General features: G+C 58.7%; 4 protein-coding genes. 2 read left to right on the top strand and 2 right to left on the bottom strand.

Features of this window, described 5'->3' with window-relative positions; translation table 11 throughout:
• Positions 1-215 precede the first annotated feature (215 nt).
• Positions 216-13859, bottom strand: coding sequence for an S-layer homology domain-containing protein (locus B9A13_RS08785; RefSeq protein WP_084234776.1), 13644 nt, complete (start codon positions 13857-13859; stop codon positions 216-218).
• Positions 13860-13995: 136 nt separating this feature from the next.
• Positions 13996-14712, bottom strand: a complete 717-nt coding sequence (locus tag B9A13_RS08780; RefSeq protein WP_084234775.1) for a TetR/AcrR family transcriptional regulator — start codon at positions 14710-14712, stop codon at positions 13996-13998.
• Between the two features lie 389 nt (positions 14713-15101).
• Between B9A13_RS08780 and B9A13_RS14280 the strand changes: the two genes are divergently transcribed.
• Entirely contained in the window at positions 15102-15503 is a 402-nt protein-coding gene (locus B9A13_RS14280) for a hypothetical protein (protein ID WP_200809703.1), read from the top strand.
• Complete coding sequence (locus B9A13_RS08775; protein ID WP_143806927.1) at positions 15433-16479, top strand: D-alanine--D-alanine ligase family protein; 1047 nt, start codon at positions 15433-15435, stop codon at positions 16477-16479. The genes B9A13_RS14280 and B9A13_RS08775 overlap by 71 nt, the downstream gene beginning before the upstream one ends.

Below are 16479 nucleotides of genomic sequence, written 5' to 3'. Positions count from 1 at the left end.
GATAGGAATAAGAGGCTGCCTGAATGCCGGTCGGCATTCAGGCAGCTTTTTCTGCAGTGGTTTGCTGTACAGACATAGTAATAATTTATCAATACTGTCCGTGCGTTCGCAACAGCCGAAAGCCGGTCGCTTATGAAGAGTATCCACAGAAAAAACCTTTTAAAATAAAAGCAGGAGCCGGGCGATGCCGCCCGGCTCCTGCTTTGTCGGTTGGTTTATTTGGAGAGCAGGTTGTAGAGGATCTGCGCCATTTCCGCCCGGGTGGAAAGTCCCGTGGGATTGAGCATTCCGCCGCTGCCGGAAACAACGCCCGCTGCCACGAAGGTGGAGATGGCATCCTGTGCGTAATCCGCGATCAGACCCGCGTCCGGATAAGCCGTAAGGTTTGCTTTGCCCGTTCCCTGGGGAAGCTCGCCCAGGACATCCAGAGCGCGGTACAGCAGGGTGAACATATCCTGCCTGGAGATGAGATCCTCCGGCGCGAACCGGTTGTTGCCCACGCCGTTGGTGATTCCAAGACGCTTGGCCGCCGCCAGGTAATTCGTGTAGTAGGTATCGCCAGCGTCGGAGAAGTTGTCCGCGGGATTGGTGTCCGGCTCGATGCCGTAGGCCCGCATCAGCATGACCAGGAACTCGCCCCGGGTGATCTGCTTGGCGGGTCCGTACAGTCCGTTGCCGATGCCCAGAGTGATCTCCCGGGCCGCGATGAACCGGACTGCGCTGTAGTACCAGTCGGTCTCGGTGACGTCGGAGAAGGAGACCGGGTGATTGCCGAAGGAGTAGTAGGAGAAATGACCGGTGCTGAAGGTTACGGTTCCCGTACTCGCGTGATAGGCGCCCCGGATGATCTGGAGCTGGCCGTCACTGTCGATGCAGTAGACGACGACGGTTTCCGCCGTCTCTCCCGCGGCAAGGGTGTACGGAATGGTGACGGTCGCCTTGCCTCCGTTGAAGCTGTTTACCTGAACGCTGCCGGCGGTGAGGGAGAAGGAGTACACCGGATGATCCCCGATGGCCTGCCGGTTTTCAGCGGAGAGCTTTGAAGTGCTGATCTGCTTGATTTCCAGGATCACGTCGCCCGAGGCGGCGAGTCCGTTGATATACGCGACCGCTGTCGTATTGAAGGTGACGGACGCCAGATCGGTGTTTGCGGTGATCCCGGTGCTGTTGCTCTGTGCGTGCCCCGCCAGCTCGGCGAAGGAATCGCCGTCGATGCTCACCAGAATGTCGTTTTCGGCGCTCGTGACCTCACCCAGCGCCGTGAGGGCTTCGTCGGTGGTGAATACGTCGATTTCGCCCAGCTCGGTGGCTTCGCCCAGGACGCCGCTGCCGCCCTCGTTGATGATGACCGTCGTGCCCGGGTTGTTGGGCGCGTCGCCGACATACTTGAAGGTTACACTTAGCGTGATTGCAATGGCGGGGACCGTGTACAAGCTGCCGCTGACGACGGGTGCGCCGTTCATCGTGAGGGAGGAGAGTTCATAGTTGGTACTCTTGGGAACGCCGCGGATCAGGATGGAGCTTCCCACGGCCACATAGCTGCCGCTTGCGATGTCGGCTCCCGCTTTGTCGTAGACTCGGATGGTGCCGTCACTGGGATTGGTCCAGGTCACCGGTACCTCCGCCACGGCGAAGGTGGCCTCGATGGAATTGGTCTTTGCCGCGTCTACCGTGTAGGTGTTCCCGGAGATGGATGTGCCGCCCGCCAGGAGGGTGCTCAGCGCGTAGTGGGTATTCGGCGTGGCGGTGATCACCAGCACCGTGCCCACCGGGACGATCTGACCGTTTGCAATGGCGTTTCCGGCGGAATCGGTGATTTTAAGGGTGCCGTTTGCCGGCGTGTTGTAGGTGACCGGTTTGGATACCGCGTCGAACACTGCGGTGACGGCGACGCTGCCGCCGAGGCTGGATACCGTATAGGCGCCGCTGGTGTCGACGGTGCTGTTTACCGCCATGCAGTTGAAGGAGGAGCCCGTATCGGCCGCTGCGGTGATGGCCACGTCGTAGCCCGCCGGCAGGTAGCCGCTGGAGGTGATGCTCACGCCGTTAGCCGTGGCGGTGACGGTGCCGGTGCCGGTGCCCAGCTTGGTGATGCCGATGTAGTATTCGCTCACCTCGAAGGCAACGGTGACGGCCGTGTCGCTGCTTACGGTTTTGGTATAGGTGTATGTGCCTGCGGAATAGACGAGTTCACCTCCCGCGTCGACGGTGTTGTCGGTGAAATCTGTCAGGCTGTTGTGGGCGTCCGGCGTCACGGTGAAGACGACTTCCGCGTCCTCAGGCACCTTGGCTCCGGAGACCAGCGCGATTCCGTTGTATGCAGCCGTGACCTTGCCGTTCCCGGTGGAGGAGAAGGTGACCGTATATTCGTCCACCGGCGTTGTCCGCAGAACGAATACATTGCTCATTGCGCTGAAATCCAGGGCCTTGTCGATGCCGGTCAGTTCCACCACATAGGAGCTGCTGTCGATGTAGATCCGGTAGCCCGCGGCGGAGCCTGCAGCGTTCAGGACGGTATTCACCGCACCGCGCAGCGCGCTCGCGTCCACATAGAAACCTGTACCGGGAGTGAAGGTGAGCTTTGCCGAGCCGCCGGAGAGGATATCCACCTTCTTGGCGTCCGCGCCGTCCTTGCTGAACCCATCGATGACATAGGCCGCGCTGGCGGTGCCCCTGATGGCGTACGTGTCATCCGCTGTATCTGGTGTGTCCGCGCCCGCCGTCTGGATGCGGAAATAATCGTCCGCGGGGGCCGTCACGGTGTAGAAGGTGCATGCGGTGAAGCTTACGTCAATATCGGCCTTTGCCAGCAGGGAAGGAATGGTGTAGGTGTAGGAGTAACCGCTGCCGGCGACGTAGGAGACGGTGTATTTCGTGGGAATGCCGTTCACGGTGAAGGACTCAATCGTATTGCCGGTGTCCGGCGTGATGGTGACGTCCACCGTGGAGCCGGACTTGATGCTCTCGCTGCCGTCGTCGGCGATCGTGCCGCTGTATTCGATGCCCTCCAGATTGTATTCCGCCGTCATGGAACCGCCGTCGCCGCTGGAAAGGGTTACGTCGTAATTTACCTTGCGGAATACGGCCGCCACTTTGGTGTCCTTCGTGACGTTGGTGAGGGTGATGGAATTGCCGCTGGTGGTGTAGCTCACATCGTTCGGGCTGCCCGCGTCGCCGATCCGCCACTCGTACAGATAGCTGCCGGCGTCGGGTGTGGCCAGGAGCGTCAGGTTGCCGTGGCGTTTGACAGTGAGCCCCATGCTCAGGATCTTACTCTGGCCCTGGATGTAGGGAATATAGTTGGTCCCGCTGGTAACGGTCCCGCCGCCGTTCTGATAGCTGTCCACAGAGACGGTGACGTTATAGGAGGGAATGGGCTCAAACTCCGCTTTGACCTTGAGGGTGCCGGTGAGATTGGCCGTGTAGTAGTTGGCTACCTCCGCGCTGCTGTTCACCGCCACGTACTTGCCGTCGGACCAGACATACCAGCACTTGACCTGGTAGCCGGCCGCGGGATTGGCGAAGATGTTCACCGCACTCATGGCGTTCACAGTCGCGGTGTAGGTCAGGCTCTTGTCCGTTCCGGTGACCGGCGCGGCGCTCAACAGCGTCCCGTCGTCAAAGAGGGACAGGGTGCCGTGGGGGGAGACTGGGGTGCTGGTGTCCGCGGTGTTGATTCCCGCCACATAGGTGACCGTTACGGGCACGCCCTCAAACACCACGCTGACTTCGTGGTCCTCCGTGATGTCGGAGAGGGTCAGGCTCGTGCCGGTATAGACGGTTCCCGCGGGATTTTCGTAGACCTCGCCGTCCACCGTCCAGCTCTTCACCTGATAGTAGGTGTCGGGCACCGCCGAGAAGGTGACGGAGGTGTTCTTGAGGACCGCGTAGCCGCTTGCGAAGTTCACTCCGTCCTGAGCGGCCGTGAGGCTGCCGTTTGCCCCGGCACTGAAGGTAATGGCGAAGTTGTACATGTTGATGTAGTCCGCCGTGATGACGTACTTACCCATGCTTGCGGTTGTAAACGTGAGGGTACTGCCGTCGTCGGAGACGGTGTAGGCATCGTCATCCATGACGCTGACGCCGTTTACGTACCAGTGATTCACCTCATACTCGGCGTCGGGCGTAGCGATTGCCGTCACCGTGGATCCGGCGGGGAGCCAGGCTCCGGCGGCCGGGATCGCGTTCTGTGCCTCGCCGTACACGACGGAGGTGATGGCGCCGTTGACTGCTCCCGTGTTGGAGTAGCCCACATGGGCGTCGGTGGACAGGTGGATGGTGACGACTTCATCCGTTTCCGACCCGTCGTCGTTTTTATAAGTGGCTTTCAGCTGTAGGATACCTTCAGTGCCGGTTTCATTGGTGGCGATCGATAGAGCGCCGGTGCTGCTGTTCACAGCTGTCAGTTTGAGCTTCGCTCCCCACAGGGACCAGGTGACCGTATTCACGGTGGTGTCGTTGTCCAGAGAGACCGCCGCGACGAAGTTCCAGGTGCTCAGGTTGTTGTGGTACAGCGTATAGCTGCCGTCGCCGGAGGGCGTTTCTGTGGCGCAGGAGATCGCGATCTCTGTGGCCTTGGGCGCTACGGTGACCGTGGCTGTGGCGGTACCCAGCTCTGCGGTTGCCGCCGCGTCTTCATAGGCCTTTACCGTAAGGGTGTGGGTCCCGAACGCCGCGCCGGAGGCCACGGTCAGCGCATAGCTGGAGCTCGTAGCGCCGGTGATTTCCACGCCGTCCAGATACCACTTGTAGGTTTTCGGCGTGGTGCCTTCAAAGGTTGTGGTGAAGGTTTTCGTCCCGCCCCGGGAGAGGGTGATGGTATCCGGATTGATGAAAATACCGTTTGTCGAGGCCTGGGTGTTCTTCACGGTGAAGGGAATCTCCAGCGTGTAGTAGGTCGCGTCAGCCGGGTACTCGTCAAAGAAGCTCACGACGAGGGTGTAGCTCCCCACCGCCAGGCTGCCAATGGCGCCGGATTCTAAAAGCGTCAGCGTACCCTTGGCGGCGTCCGCCGTCCAGGTGTAGTCGGCTCCTTCCGTGAGCGGGTCGGTTTCCCCGGCCAGCTTTACCGAGTCGAACAGATGGTTTTTACCCATGACGGTGGGGCAGTAGACCGTTGTGGCAAGGACGTCGTTGGCCGAAACGCCCTTGTCGTATACCAGCGGAACAGTATATCCCGCGGCGGAGGTGATGCTGTAGTATTTGACGTAGTCGGTGGTCAGGCCGGCAAGGGATGTGGTACCCACCAGGCTGCCCTTCTGTATGGTCGCCGTGGCCGAGGAAGCCCCCGCGTCCGCCTGCCAGCCGTAGCCGTACACCCCGTCGGCGTCGCTCAGCACATCATCGTAATAGCTCACGGTGTAGCCGTGCGTTGCAACGATGCCGCCCTCCGCGCCGTAGGCGGACAGGGCTTTGACGTTGGTGAGCTTCAGGTTCAGGGGATCGTTGGACACGATCGCGATGCCGCAGGAGTGGTCAGCCGTGCTTGCGTTGATGGCGGAAAGGGTGCCGGTCCCGTCGGACACGATGTTGAGCGTGCTGCTGGTGTATGCCAGCGAAAGGGCGCCTCTGCCGTCTACGGTTCCGGCCAGGTAATTGTTGCCGGAGAGATTGAAGGTTGTGCAGGCGTCGCTGGTAAGCAGCGACTGGGCCGTTAAACCGACGAGAGACAGGGAAGTAGCGGAATCGGTAGAAATGTCGAGGCCGGCGTCCACACCACTGAGGGTGTAGGACAGGTCCGCTGTGGGGGATGTGATATCTGCCACGCTGACGATTACTTTTGTAGCTGTGGTGATGTTGCTGATTTCAGAATCCACCCAGCCGTCGTATCCAGTCGTGAAATAAAGGTAATAAGCTTTGGATATGTCCGAATCATAGTAATAATAGTAATAGGAATGTCCGGCTACAACGGGGAAAACGTCCGTACCGGTAATAGGGGCTGCGACGACGCCGTAGTGAATCGGATCGTCATTCACGAGAGTAGCCGCGCATTCCTGTTCGTCCAGCCCTAGGTCAAATTCCTTAAGGTCCAGATCTCCGTTTGAGTACATGGCGTAGAAGACAGTACCGTCTTTGTAATCAGAATGGTGGATATCGCTTGCAGCCTTCGGTTTCAGCTTTCCGTTGTCGTTGTAGTAGAAATAGGTTCCGTCCCCGCCGGTTCCGGAGGAAAGGGCGACGGTGCCGGAGTAGGTCGCAGCATCCGGATCTGTCACTGTGACGGTGATCCCGGGGTCGCTCACCGTTGCCGGGGCGATGCGCAGGTATTTGGATTCCAGCGGACTGGTATCGTCCGTATGCAGGCCGAAGAAATCCCACAGGAAGTCTTCCCAGTGGTATCCGTCCAGCACGATGGAGTCGTTCACGCCAAAGGTTTTGGTGACGAAATTGGTGTCGCTGGGCCCGTAGCAGGCCAGAAAGCCCGAGGGAGAGGTGGATCCGTCAGGTGAATAATCCACCTTCCAGTAAGCGTTCTGGGGGTAGTAGATCGCCCCGTTCAGGGAATAGACCTCCGTGGAGCCGCCGAAGTTGTAGATGTAGTGGTGCGGTACATACAGGCCGATATTGGAGCATACCAGCAGGCTCCCGGTCCAGACGGTCATCGTGTCGTCGGTGACGAAGATGCCGGTGGAATAGTAGTTTGACTGGAGGCTGACTCCGTCGTGGCCGTACAGGTAGACCTTCAGGGAGGGCGCGGAGGTCAGGGAATCCTGCACGCCCATGGTGAACTTGCCGCTACAGATGCCCACGGTGTTGGTAATGCCGCCGCTGGCCTGATCGGCGGCCATGGGAACGTTCACGGTCATATCCACCGTGCCGGTGACGAAGAATTCGCCCTTGCAGTAGATTCCTTTGGTGGCGGTGGCGCCCTTCGCCCGGTTCAGGTTCAGCGTCAGGCTGCCGGCCCCGCGCACCGTGAGGTTGTTAACCGTGTACAGCAGGATGGCGGAGGTGGTGCTGCTGTTGTTCTGCGTCAGTGTATTGGTACCGGTGGCCGTGACGGAGATGCCCGTGGTGCGCAGGGAGGAGACGAGATATCCGTCTGCCGCCGAGGTGAGTTCCAGACCGTCGAAGGTCACGGAGCCGGCGCTGGAATCCAGCACGACGGTGAGCTTCGGCGCGTAGGTCTGGCTGTTGGATCCGCTGAGAACGCTGCTGCTGCTGCTGCTGCTGCTGCCGGAAATAGTGAGCACCTGGGAGGCCGCGTTATAGGTCCAGCCCGTGCCGGAGAAGGCGCTGATATCGGTGTCGTTTACCGTCAGGCCGATCTTGTGGAAGGTAAGGGTGATCACCTGGTTGGCGGTGATGTTGGTAATGGTGTAGGTCCCCGCTGTGGAATCATAGGAGTAAGTGGAGCCACCCTGCTCGTTCCCCGCGGCGGTGAACTCATAGCCGTTGCCGTATACCTTGTCGATGAGGGCCAGGGCGCTGGCGCTGCCCTCCAGTTTGAAGGTGAAGCTGCTGCCCGAGGCCACGCTGGAAAGGCAACCGTTCACAGGGGTGAGGGTGATTCCGTTGATGGTATTGCCGATGGTGGGCCAGGAGACCGTATTGTAGGTGGAGGCGGCGAAGATCGGCTCAATGGTGTAGTCGTAGCCGATGTCCTCCTGCGTATAGGTCAGCGAGGTCGCCCGGTATTTGGAGGTGAGGAGCGTGCCCTCCGGATTGTAGGATACCTCCCAGTAGGTTACGGTTCTGCCCGCGGCAGGCGTGACGGTGACCGGGAAATCGTCCCCGTCGTGGAGGGTGATCACCGTATCGCTGCCCACCGTGGCTTCGGTGGCGCCCACGGGCAGGGAATAGCTGTAGGTGCCGTCCGTATCCGCGATGCTGCGCAGGGTGATTGTATGGATGGGCTTTTCCGTCAGGTACAGGGTAAGGGTCACGTCGCTCCCCAGCTTGGAGATCCCGTAGCCGTCGCCGGAGGCGAGATTATGAACGGTGGTCCCGTCGATCAGGACCTTGCCTGTCTCGGTGGCTTTGAAATAGTAGGTATTGCCGGATGAAGAATATTTGTAGACCGATCCGCTGATCACCGCTCCGCCGTCGGCGACCTCTGTCGCCAGCGTCTGCCAGGAGGTCTCGGCGGCGGTGAATTCGGAGGATTTTATGGCCGTGACCGGGGAGTTGAGGCTGGATTCCCATCCCTCCAGGGTGTAATAGGACGCGCAGCTTCCGGTTACCGCAACTGTGCTGCCGCCTGCCACGTCTTCCGCCGTGAAGGTATCGCCGGCGGTGTAGAGATAGGTCTGGGTTTTATCTCCGGCGGTGCAGTCGATGGCCGCGTCGGCGCTCTGAGCGGTGGATCCCGCCACGTTGAATTTAACCGTCACGTCGTAGCCCTGTTGAACGGTCCTGCATGTGACCTTGGTGTTCTGTGTGATGGCATGGATGGTGTAGGTTCCGGCGCCGTAATCCGCCGCCCCTTGGCTGCCCTGAGAGACATAGGCGTAGGCGTCGTCCAGGAGGAAGCCGGTGGCCGGCTGTACCGTCACCTCGGTGTCGCCCTTGATGGAGGCCGTCGTCCCGGTGACCCAGGTCTTTGTCCCTGCGGCTTCATCCGTGGCGCTGGCGTAATACCAGGCTGTGAGGCCGCTTTTGCCGCTTTCGTCGTTGAGGGTCAGGGTGTAGGAATCCCGCTCGAACACAGCGTAGAGGGTGCAGCTGCGCACGGGCATGATGAAGTAGAAGGTGCTGGTTCTCTTGCCGGTATCCACGGTGTCGTAGGCCGTGCCGCTTCCCAGCTCGGTGTACCGCCACTCCTTAAAGTGGTATCCTTCGTTGGCTGTGGCCGTGAAAGTGAATTTGGAGTTGGACAGTACGATGCTTCCGCTGGAAAGGGAATTGTCGCTGCAGGTGAGGGTGCCGCCTCCCGTGTCTCCCGCGGTCCCGAAGATGAGGCTGCTCTGCTTCACCGCGAACTGGACCTCAATGCGGGTGCCCTCCGCGTACATGACGTAGGGGAAGGAGGTGGCGGTGCTGTTCTGAGCGACGCCGTTGACGTACCAGTCGTAGACCTCGTATCCGGAGTCTGGTACGGCGTAGAGTACTACCCGGGTACCCGCCTGATAGTTGAGATTGATGCTTGCGGTATATGTGTCGGAACCGCTGTCATAGGTAATTGTGTCGCGGGTATACTTGTAGTCGGGGCTCACCACGTAGACGGTGCCCACGTCGCCCCCGGAGAAGGGCCTGGCGCCCACCTGCAGGGCATGCGTGGCCCCCAGGATGGAGACCGAGCCGCTTAAAAAGCTCAGCTTATAGTTGGAAAGGAGCGTCGAGGTGACGGCGCGGCTGGCGGTATAGTACCCGCAGGTGTTGGAAACGTTGGAGACGTTAAAGGTGCTTTTCGCGGTGTTGGTGTAGGTGAGGGCCACCACGGTGCCTGCCAGGGTGGAATTGAGCGTGCCGCCCGTCAAGTCGCAGGGCGCGAAGCTCCCGGACGTGATGGTGAGGCTCCCCAGGGTGGGATCGCTCAGGGCGACTCCCTCGCTGCCCACCTTGACAGGCAGCTGCAGGGTTACCTCCCGCTGTTTGACGGTGAAGGAAGCCCAGGACGAACCTGTGATGTTTCCGGAAGTGTCGCTCGCGGTCATCTGGACCACATAGCCCCCGGCGGGGGTGTTTTTTGCGATATTGTAAACATAGGCGCCGTTGAGGGAGGATTCGGTTATGTATCCTGTGACGGGGATCTCGCTGTAATAGACGTATTTTCCGTCCATGGTCACGGTGCCGGTGCGGGTGGCGGTGAAGAAGTATACGTCGCCGTCCTCCGTCTTGTAGGTATAGCTCGTGCCCATGACAGCGGCGCCGCCTTTTACGATGGACGCGGCGTTAGAAATGGAAGTCAGGGACGCCGTGTCCGCCTGATACAGGTAGATGTCGGCTGCGTTCCGGGGCGTGCTGGTGGTGACGCCGCCGGTCTTGCTCAGCTGCAGGAAGGTGAGGCTGCCGCCGTCGCCGTAGGTGATCGAGGACGGCGCGTCAATCGTGTAGCCGGAACCCAGTTTGGACAGATAAACGCTCTCGGCTGAACTGGGCTTGAAGACGTAGGAACCGGAATAGTAGGCGTAAACGCTGTAGACGCCGTCGGGCAGGTCCTCGTCGACGATCTCGTTGGCAACTCCGTTGGAGTCCACGTCCGCCACAAACTGATAGGTGAGGCCCGTTGTGCCCGAGGTAAGGGTGAACAGCACCGTCCCGTTGGGAATGGTGGCAGAATCTGCGTGGTCGTTGACCACCTTGGCGTAGACTTCCACACCGGTGGGTGAGGCGTCATGGGCCCAGACCTCCGAAATATGGGTGCTGCGCTTGGAATGGGTCACGGTGATGCTGTCCGTGTAGGCCGTTATGTAGGTGGCGGACTCACGGGTGAGGACGTTGACGCGGCATCGGTAGGTGCCCGCCGAAGAGACCCCGGCGCTGGCAAAGGTCAGCGTCATGCTCTTCTCGTTGTCCATGTCGGTCCAGGCGCCGTTCACCAGCTTTTGCCACTGGAACAGGACCGTTGTGTAATAGTTGGAGGACAGCTGGCCCTTGGGCCCGGTGACCCCAACAGTGAGGTAGGAGTTCTTGTCCGGATAGACCAGCAAAGTGGCGTCGTTGGCTCCGTCGGACTCGGAAACCGTGAGCAGCGGGTTTCCGTCCGCGGCCTTGGTCCGCGCCGTCAGGTATGCCGAGGGCGCGGACAGGGGCGGGATGGGGCTGGACCGCTCCACCTGGATGCAGTATTTATACTCCGTGTATGGGGTCAGATTACCGTCGTTGTAGTAAAATTCCTTGTAGTAGTTTCCGTCGGCGTCCTGCTTGAGGGTATAGTGGGTAGAATCGCCCGCGCCGATGGTGGCGATGAGCTGCAAACCGCTGCCCTCGGGATAGTCGCCGTATTTATAGATGTAGAAGTCTTTGGCGCTGCCGCTGTAGGTCCAGGTCAGGCAGTTGGTGTCGCTGGTGCTCCGGGCGTAATCCTGCTTGAAGTCCGCCGGAAGCTTGGGAGGCTCGGACACGTCGCCCACCACATAGCTTACCACCGGCACGCTGGTGCCGTCGCTGAACGTATAATTATAGGAGAAGAGCTTCCAGTTATAGTAATACCCAAAATCCTGGAACTCCGTCGGCATATTGGTGACGGTACCGGATATGGTCGTCCCGCTCAGGTCGATGACTGCAAATCCGCCCGCCGGATTCAGCGAGAAATAGGCCCCGGCTTTCACGTGGGCGCCCGATTGGACGAGGCTGGACCAGCCCTGCCCTCCGGCGCCTATCTTGAACTCCACGTTGGCGCCGAAGTTAAAGGTGTTGGTTACCTCGTTGGAAATGGTGATCTCCTGGGAGATGGAGCCGTTTCCGAAGCTAACCCCGGCGGGGTCCTGGTTCCAGGCGGCGATGACGCTGTAGCCGCTGGTGGAGGAGGGATAGCTGGAAGGATCTCCCGGGGTGGAGGTGATGGCCTTGCCTTCGATCTGGGGCAAAGAATCATAGTCCCCCTGGATGGACTCATAGTAGTCCAGGCTCAGGATCTGGAAACAGGGGCTGAAGCTGTTGGTGAGGATGTCCGTGGTCTTGGTGTACCCGCCGTTCCCGTCCGGAACGGAAATGTAATACACATAACATTCCGTAGGGATGCAGTAGAAGGCCACCGAGTCCTCGTCCTGGCTGGTTTCGAAGGTCAGGGTGTACTCGTAGGTCTTGGTTGTCTCGTTTTCCCATTCCATCGTAAACCCTGCGGATGCCTCGATCCCCACGGCGGCGCCGGCGATGGTATAGTCTCCCTCGAAATACCCGCCGATCTCAAAGTCCACCGACACGAGGCTGCTGGAGCCCGAGCCGCTGGTGGAGGCCCAGGAGGTGGTGTTCTGCCAGGCGTAGTCGTAGTCGGAGATGATGTCCACGTCCTCGAAGTACGGGGCGGCCGCGATCACCGCCAGCACCTTCGGATCGGAGTAGGTCAGGTAGTGGATGCCGCTGTATTCGATCAAAGTGGTGTCCTTGTCGGTGTCCGGCATGGTGAGGGCCACTACGGTGGGGGAGAGAGCCCACAGCGAACCGCTGGTGGTGGGATGGCTCTGGGCAGTGACGCCGAGAGAGCCGCCCTTGTACAGGACGCTGTAGCCCTTATAGGAGCCGCGCATGCCGCTGTAGCTTTCATTAAAGACCTCCGCGGCGGTGTAGCCCATATTAAAGGTGTTGCTGGTGCCGACGTAGTTAGTCAGGAGGATCTGGTTTCCCGCGCCGTTGATGTCCCCGGACACGGCACCGTATTCGCAGTAACTGGAATTTCCAATGAGGTTGAACAGGTTGCTGCTTAAATAGGTGGAATCCCTGGTGGTTGCCCAGGGAAGGTAGGAGTTATCCGTGCCGCTCCCGTCGATACATTTACTGTCGTCGAGTTCGTAAGCGATGCTCAGGCTCTTGTTCAGATATTTGCAGAGGGTACTGTCCACATAAATATAGGGATATCCGCTCCGGTCCGGGGTCACCACCGCGGCGTTGCACCGCATGACCGGGCTGCTGAGATTTTTTGTGTCGAATCCGTTTTTGCTCACCGTGTTGGTCGTGGTGCTCCCGGTGGGGTTGCCGTCGCTGTCGTAGGTGGGGAATTCCATATTTTCCGCGTCCACAACCTTGATTAACTGTGAAACAGTGAGGGCAAGGCCGTCGCCTTCGGCATAGGTGTATAGGCCCACGGCCCGCTGGAAGTTGGCGTTTCTGTCCTCATACGGCTCGCCCGCCATGACCAGATCCTTCGTTCCGTCCGCGTCCGCGTCGCCGTAGGCGAGGGATACCCGGATAAGGCTCCCGAACGTGCTGGCGCCCAGGTCCAGCGCGCTGTTGGACTGGAGCATGCCGCTGGTGCCGCCCCAGAGGATCCGTGCCTGGCTGGCGTCGGCTTCCAGGCACTTGCCGGTGTAAGTATAGGAGATGGCGTAGGCGGGATTGGCGAAAAATGCATTGGTGGAGGCTACGTTATAGACCGCCCGGCCGTAGGAGATGCCCAGGTCGTCCACGCCGTCCCGGTTGAAGTCACCGGAAACCAAAGACACCATATTGGGCACGGCATTGGAGGCGGAACTCACGGCGTAGCTCCAGACCCTCGTCCAGTTGCTCATGTCCAGCCAGGCGTTGGCCGCGGCGTTCGAGGTTTCCCCGTATTTGTAGATATCCACCCGGGCGCTGCCGCTCTGGGCCACGTAGACGGCGATCTCGCTGGTGCCGTCCCCGTCGAAGTCTCCCGTGGCGATTTGCAGCAGGTTCTGCCAGGCGGCGTCCATCGCTGACTGGTTTTTCCTCTGGGTTTCATTGGCTGCTGAGTATGTATAATAAGGGTTTACGTCTCCGATATCCTTTGCGCCGCTGTATGTGTTTAAGGCGCTGTCATAGATGTAAAGACAGAGATTCGATGTCGTGGAACTTAAATAGTGAAGGCTGTCGAAGCCAACATAGGCCACCTCGCCGGCGAGACCGTCACCGTTAAAGTCGCCGGGAGCGCCGGAAAACAGCTTGACGGTGGGCATGGAAACTCCCCCGGTGCTGATGGAACTGAGAGCCGTCGGCTGTACGGTGTTGTCGTTGTTGCCGTACAGCATGGTACCTCCGCTGGTGGCGGCCAGGACCTCGAACACCTGGTTCCCGGTGGTCTTGTCCCGTCCGTAGGGGTTGCTGGTGGTGTCCGCGTCGTAGCCGTCCGGCGTTTCGCTGGTGTCGAAACCCAGGGCGGCAAACACGTCTTCCTTGTTGTTGTCCAGCGTGGTGCTCTCGTTGGTTGCCGCCTTCGCCGAGATACCGAACCCAAAGTTCACACCCGTGAATAAGCCCAGTATCATCGTGAATGCCAGAACCATACTCAGTGCCTTTTTCATATCTTCACTCCCGCTTTCATGAATTTACACAATATTAAAAAGCCTGCCCTCCGGGGTTTGAATCATATTTGGCGTTAAAAGGGGTTCGTGCATGAAGCTGTTTGATGGCGCTGTATTGAATTGTATGAACAGGGTTCTATCGCTTGAATTCGGAGATCCTGTCGGATAGGTTTTCATCCGCGGCCGGAAACCCGATTTGAATCCATTCCATGACGGACACGATCATGTGCCGTGCGATGGCCCGCAGATCAAACAGCAGGACCGAGTCGATGGCCTCCCGCCGCTGCGTCTCCGAGACCCGGTAGGCCGCAAGACTGAGATCCAGAAACCTATGGATCTTCTTTTCCAGCGTGAAGGTTTCGTCGCAGGGGATCGAGATATACCCCCGCATCATGTTGCCTGTCCCGATTTCGCACTCGAAAAAATCCTGCTCGCTGTATTCCGGCATCCTCTCGCCGAAGAGGATCGACAGCTCTTTCGCCGTCTGGTGGTAAATAAAGGCCGATGTGGAGGGGAGCATGTATGCGGTGAGATAGATATCGCGCATATTTTCGTCCTGCTCCGTCATTGCAAGCTGCAGGGCGGCTTCTATCGCATACATCTGCACCGGGAAAAAACTGTCTCCCAGCAGCGCCTGTGCCCCCTGAAACTGGCTGCTGAACATGTATGCGACCAATTCGTATAAAATGGCCTCCTTATCTTTGCATACATTAAATAAAGAACCGGAGGAGATGTTTGCTCTCCTGCAGATATCCCGGATTGTGGTGTGACGGTATCCTTTCTCCAAAAATAGCGTCGCAGCTGCGTGAATGGCTTTGCGTTTGGCTTCTCCGCTGTCATACCTTCTTGCCAAGTTCTCACTCCTTTAAATTAGAACATGATTTAAATCTTGCATTAAAGCCTGCTATAATTTTATCCCTTAATAATGGCAAAGTAAAGGTGTAATGGAATAAAAACGCTGTGGTTTTTTAATCGGATAGAAAGACAGTGCGAACATTATGCATACCGGGAAAACCCGGTAAAAAGAGCGGGAATCTTGATGAATGTCAGCTGAAGAATTCGAAAACGCGACAGCGGCGGAACTGTGATTGCGTTGTTTGGCGATTCGGGTGCGAGGTTTTCCGCTTTTTTAAGAATTTCTGCCTCATGGTTTGCGTGTGTGTGCATATCTGTTCGGTGGTTGCGCGGCGGTTATAACTGCGCTTTCTCATGGCAGAGTTCCCGCGGATCAGGGGAGATGGCATGGTGAAATTTCTTTTTTTACGGAAGAAAGATTGCCCGGGAAAAGCGGCGGCGAGCGTTTTAGAAATCCGCAAAAAACAGGCCCCCGAAATTATCCGCGGCCCCTTCGTCGGCAGGGAAAGAAAGAAAACACAGATCATTTCTGAACACCTAGTGCCGCAATGGGTTCAGAAATGTTATGCAGCGGATGGAAACAGGGGAGAACACGAGCTGCGGAAGGGAAAAAAACACCGTGAAAATTTACGGAAAAATATATTGACAACGGCGTATGGAAAGCATACACTGTTCCATCATAAATCATTATACTTCCGGTATGATGGAAGCAAAAAGGATGGTGTTTTCGGTGGAGGAAATCCCCAAACCCGACCCTGCTCCCCCTTTGCGAGTAGGACTTACTTTTAACCTCAAGCACGCTTCGCTGTCCGATTCCGAGGATGAGCAGGCGGAATACGACCGAATTGAAACCGTTGACGCGATCCGGGCCGCGCTGGAAACGGCGGGCTGCCGGGTGGAACTCATGGAAGCGGCGGATACGCTGCCCCGGGCTCTGTCGGGCCGTCCCGTGGACATCGTGTTCAACATCGCGGAAGGAAGCGGAGGAAGGGGCAGGGAAGCCCAGATTCCGTCGCTTCTCAGCTTTTTGCGAATCCCCAGTACCGGATCGGACGAGACTACCCTCTGCGTTGCCCTGGACAAAGCCCTTTCCAAGCGGTTGCTGGCCACCTATCAGGTGAAGACGCCGCGGTACCGGGTGGTTCATCCCGATTCCCGCTGGAAGGGAGGACTTTCCTTTCCCGTGATCGTCAAGCCCGTGGCAGAGGGATCCAGCAAGGGGATCTTCAACAAGGCCGTAGCGGAAAACGAAACGCAGCTCAAAGAGCTCCTGGAGGAAAATTTCGCAAGATACCGCCAGGATATGCTGGTGGAGGAGTACATCGGCGGCCGGGAATTCACGGTGGGCATTCTGGGAAACGGCGCGGAGACCCGGGTGTTCCGGCCGATGGAGATTGTCTACCTGGACCAGGAGAGCGCGTACCATATTTACAGCTTTCAGGTTAAAAAGAATTATAAAACCCTGATACGGTATGATTGCCCCGCGGCGATACCGGAAAAAACGGAGCGCGAGCTCATGGATACCGCCCGGAAGATCTACGACGCTCTGGAGTGCCGTGATTTTGCCAGGGTGGACTTCCGCCTTTCCCCGGAAGGAACCGTATACTTCATTGAGATCAATCCTCTGCCCGGACTGGAGCCGGGCTACAGCGATTTTCCCATGCTGGCCGAGCGCAACGGGATGGACTATGTTGCTTTGGTGCGCGGCGTTCTGAACGCCGCACTGAAGAGGCATGGTCTTGAATTTTGTCTGGAGCAGGGGTGA

This window comes from Papillibacter cinnamivorans DSM 12816 (genome assembly GCF_900176335.1).
Classification (GTDB): domain Bacteria; phylum Bacillota; class Clostridia; order Oscillospirales; family Oscillospiraceae; genus Papillibacter; species Papillibacter cinnamivorans.
This window is presented reverse-complemented; position numbering and strand designations above follow the sequence as displayed.

Bases quoted from the DNA above. Each gene is read 5' to 3' on its own strand.
- B9A13_RS08785 (WP_084234776.1), bottom strand. From the start codon at position 13,859: ATGAAAAAGGCACTGAGTATGGTTCTGGCATTCACGATGATACTGGGC.
- B9A13_RS14280 (WP_200809703.1), top strand. From the start codon at position 15,102: ATGGTGAAATTTCTTTTTTTACGGAAGAAAGATTGCCCGGGAAAAGCG.
- B9A13_RS08775 (WP_143806927.1), top strand. From the start codon at position 15,433: ATGGTGTTTTCGGTGGAGGAAATCCCCAAACCCGACCCTGCTCCCCCT.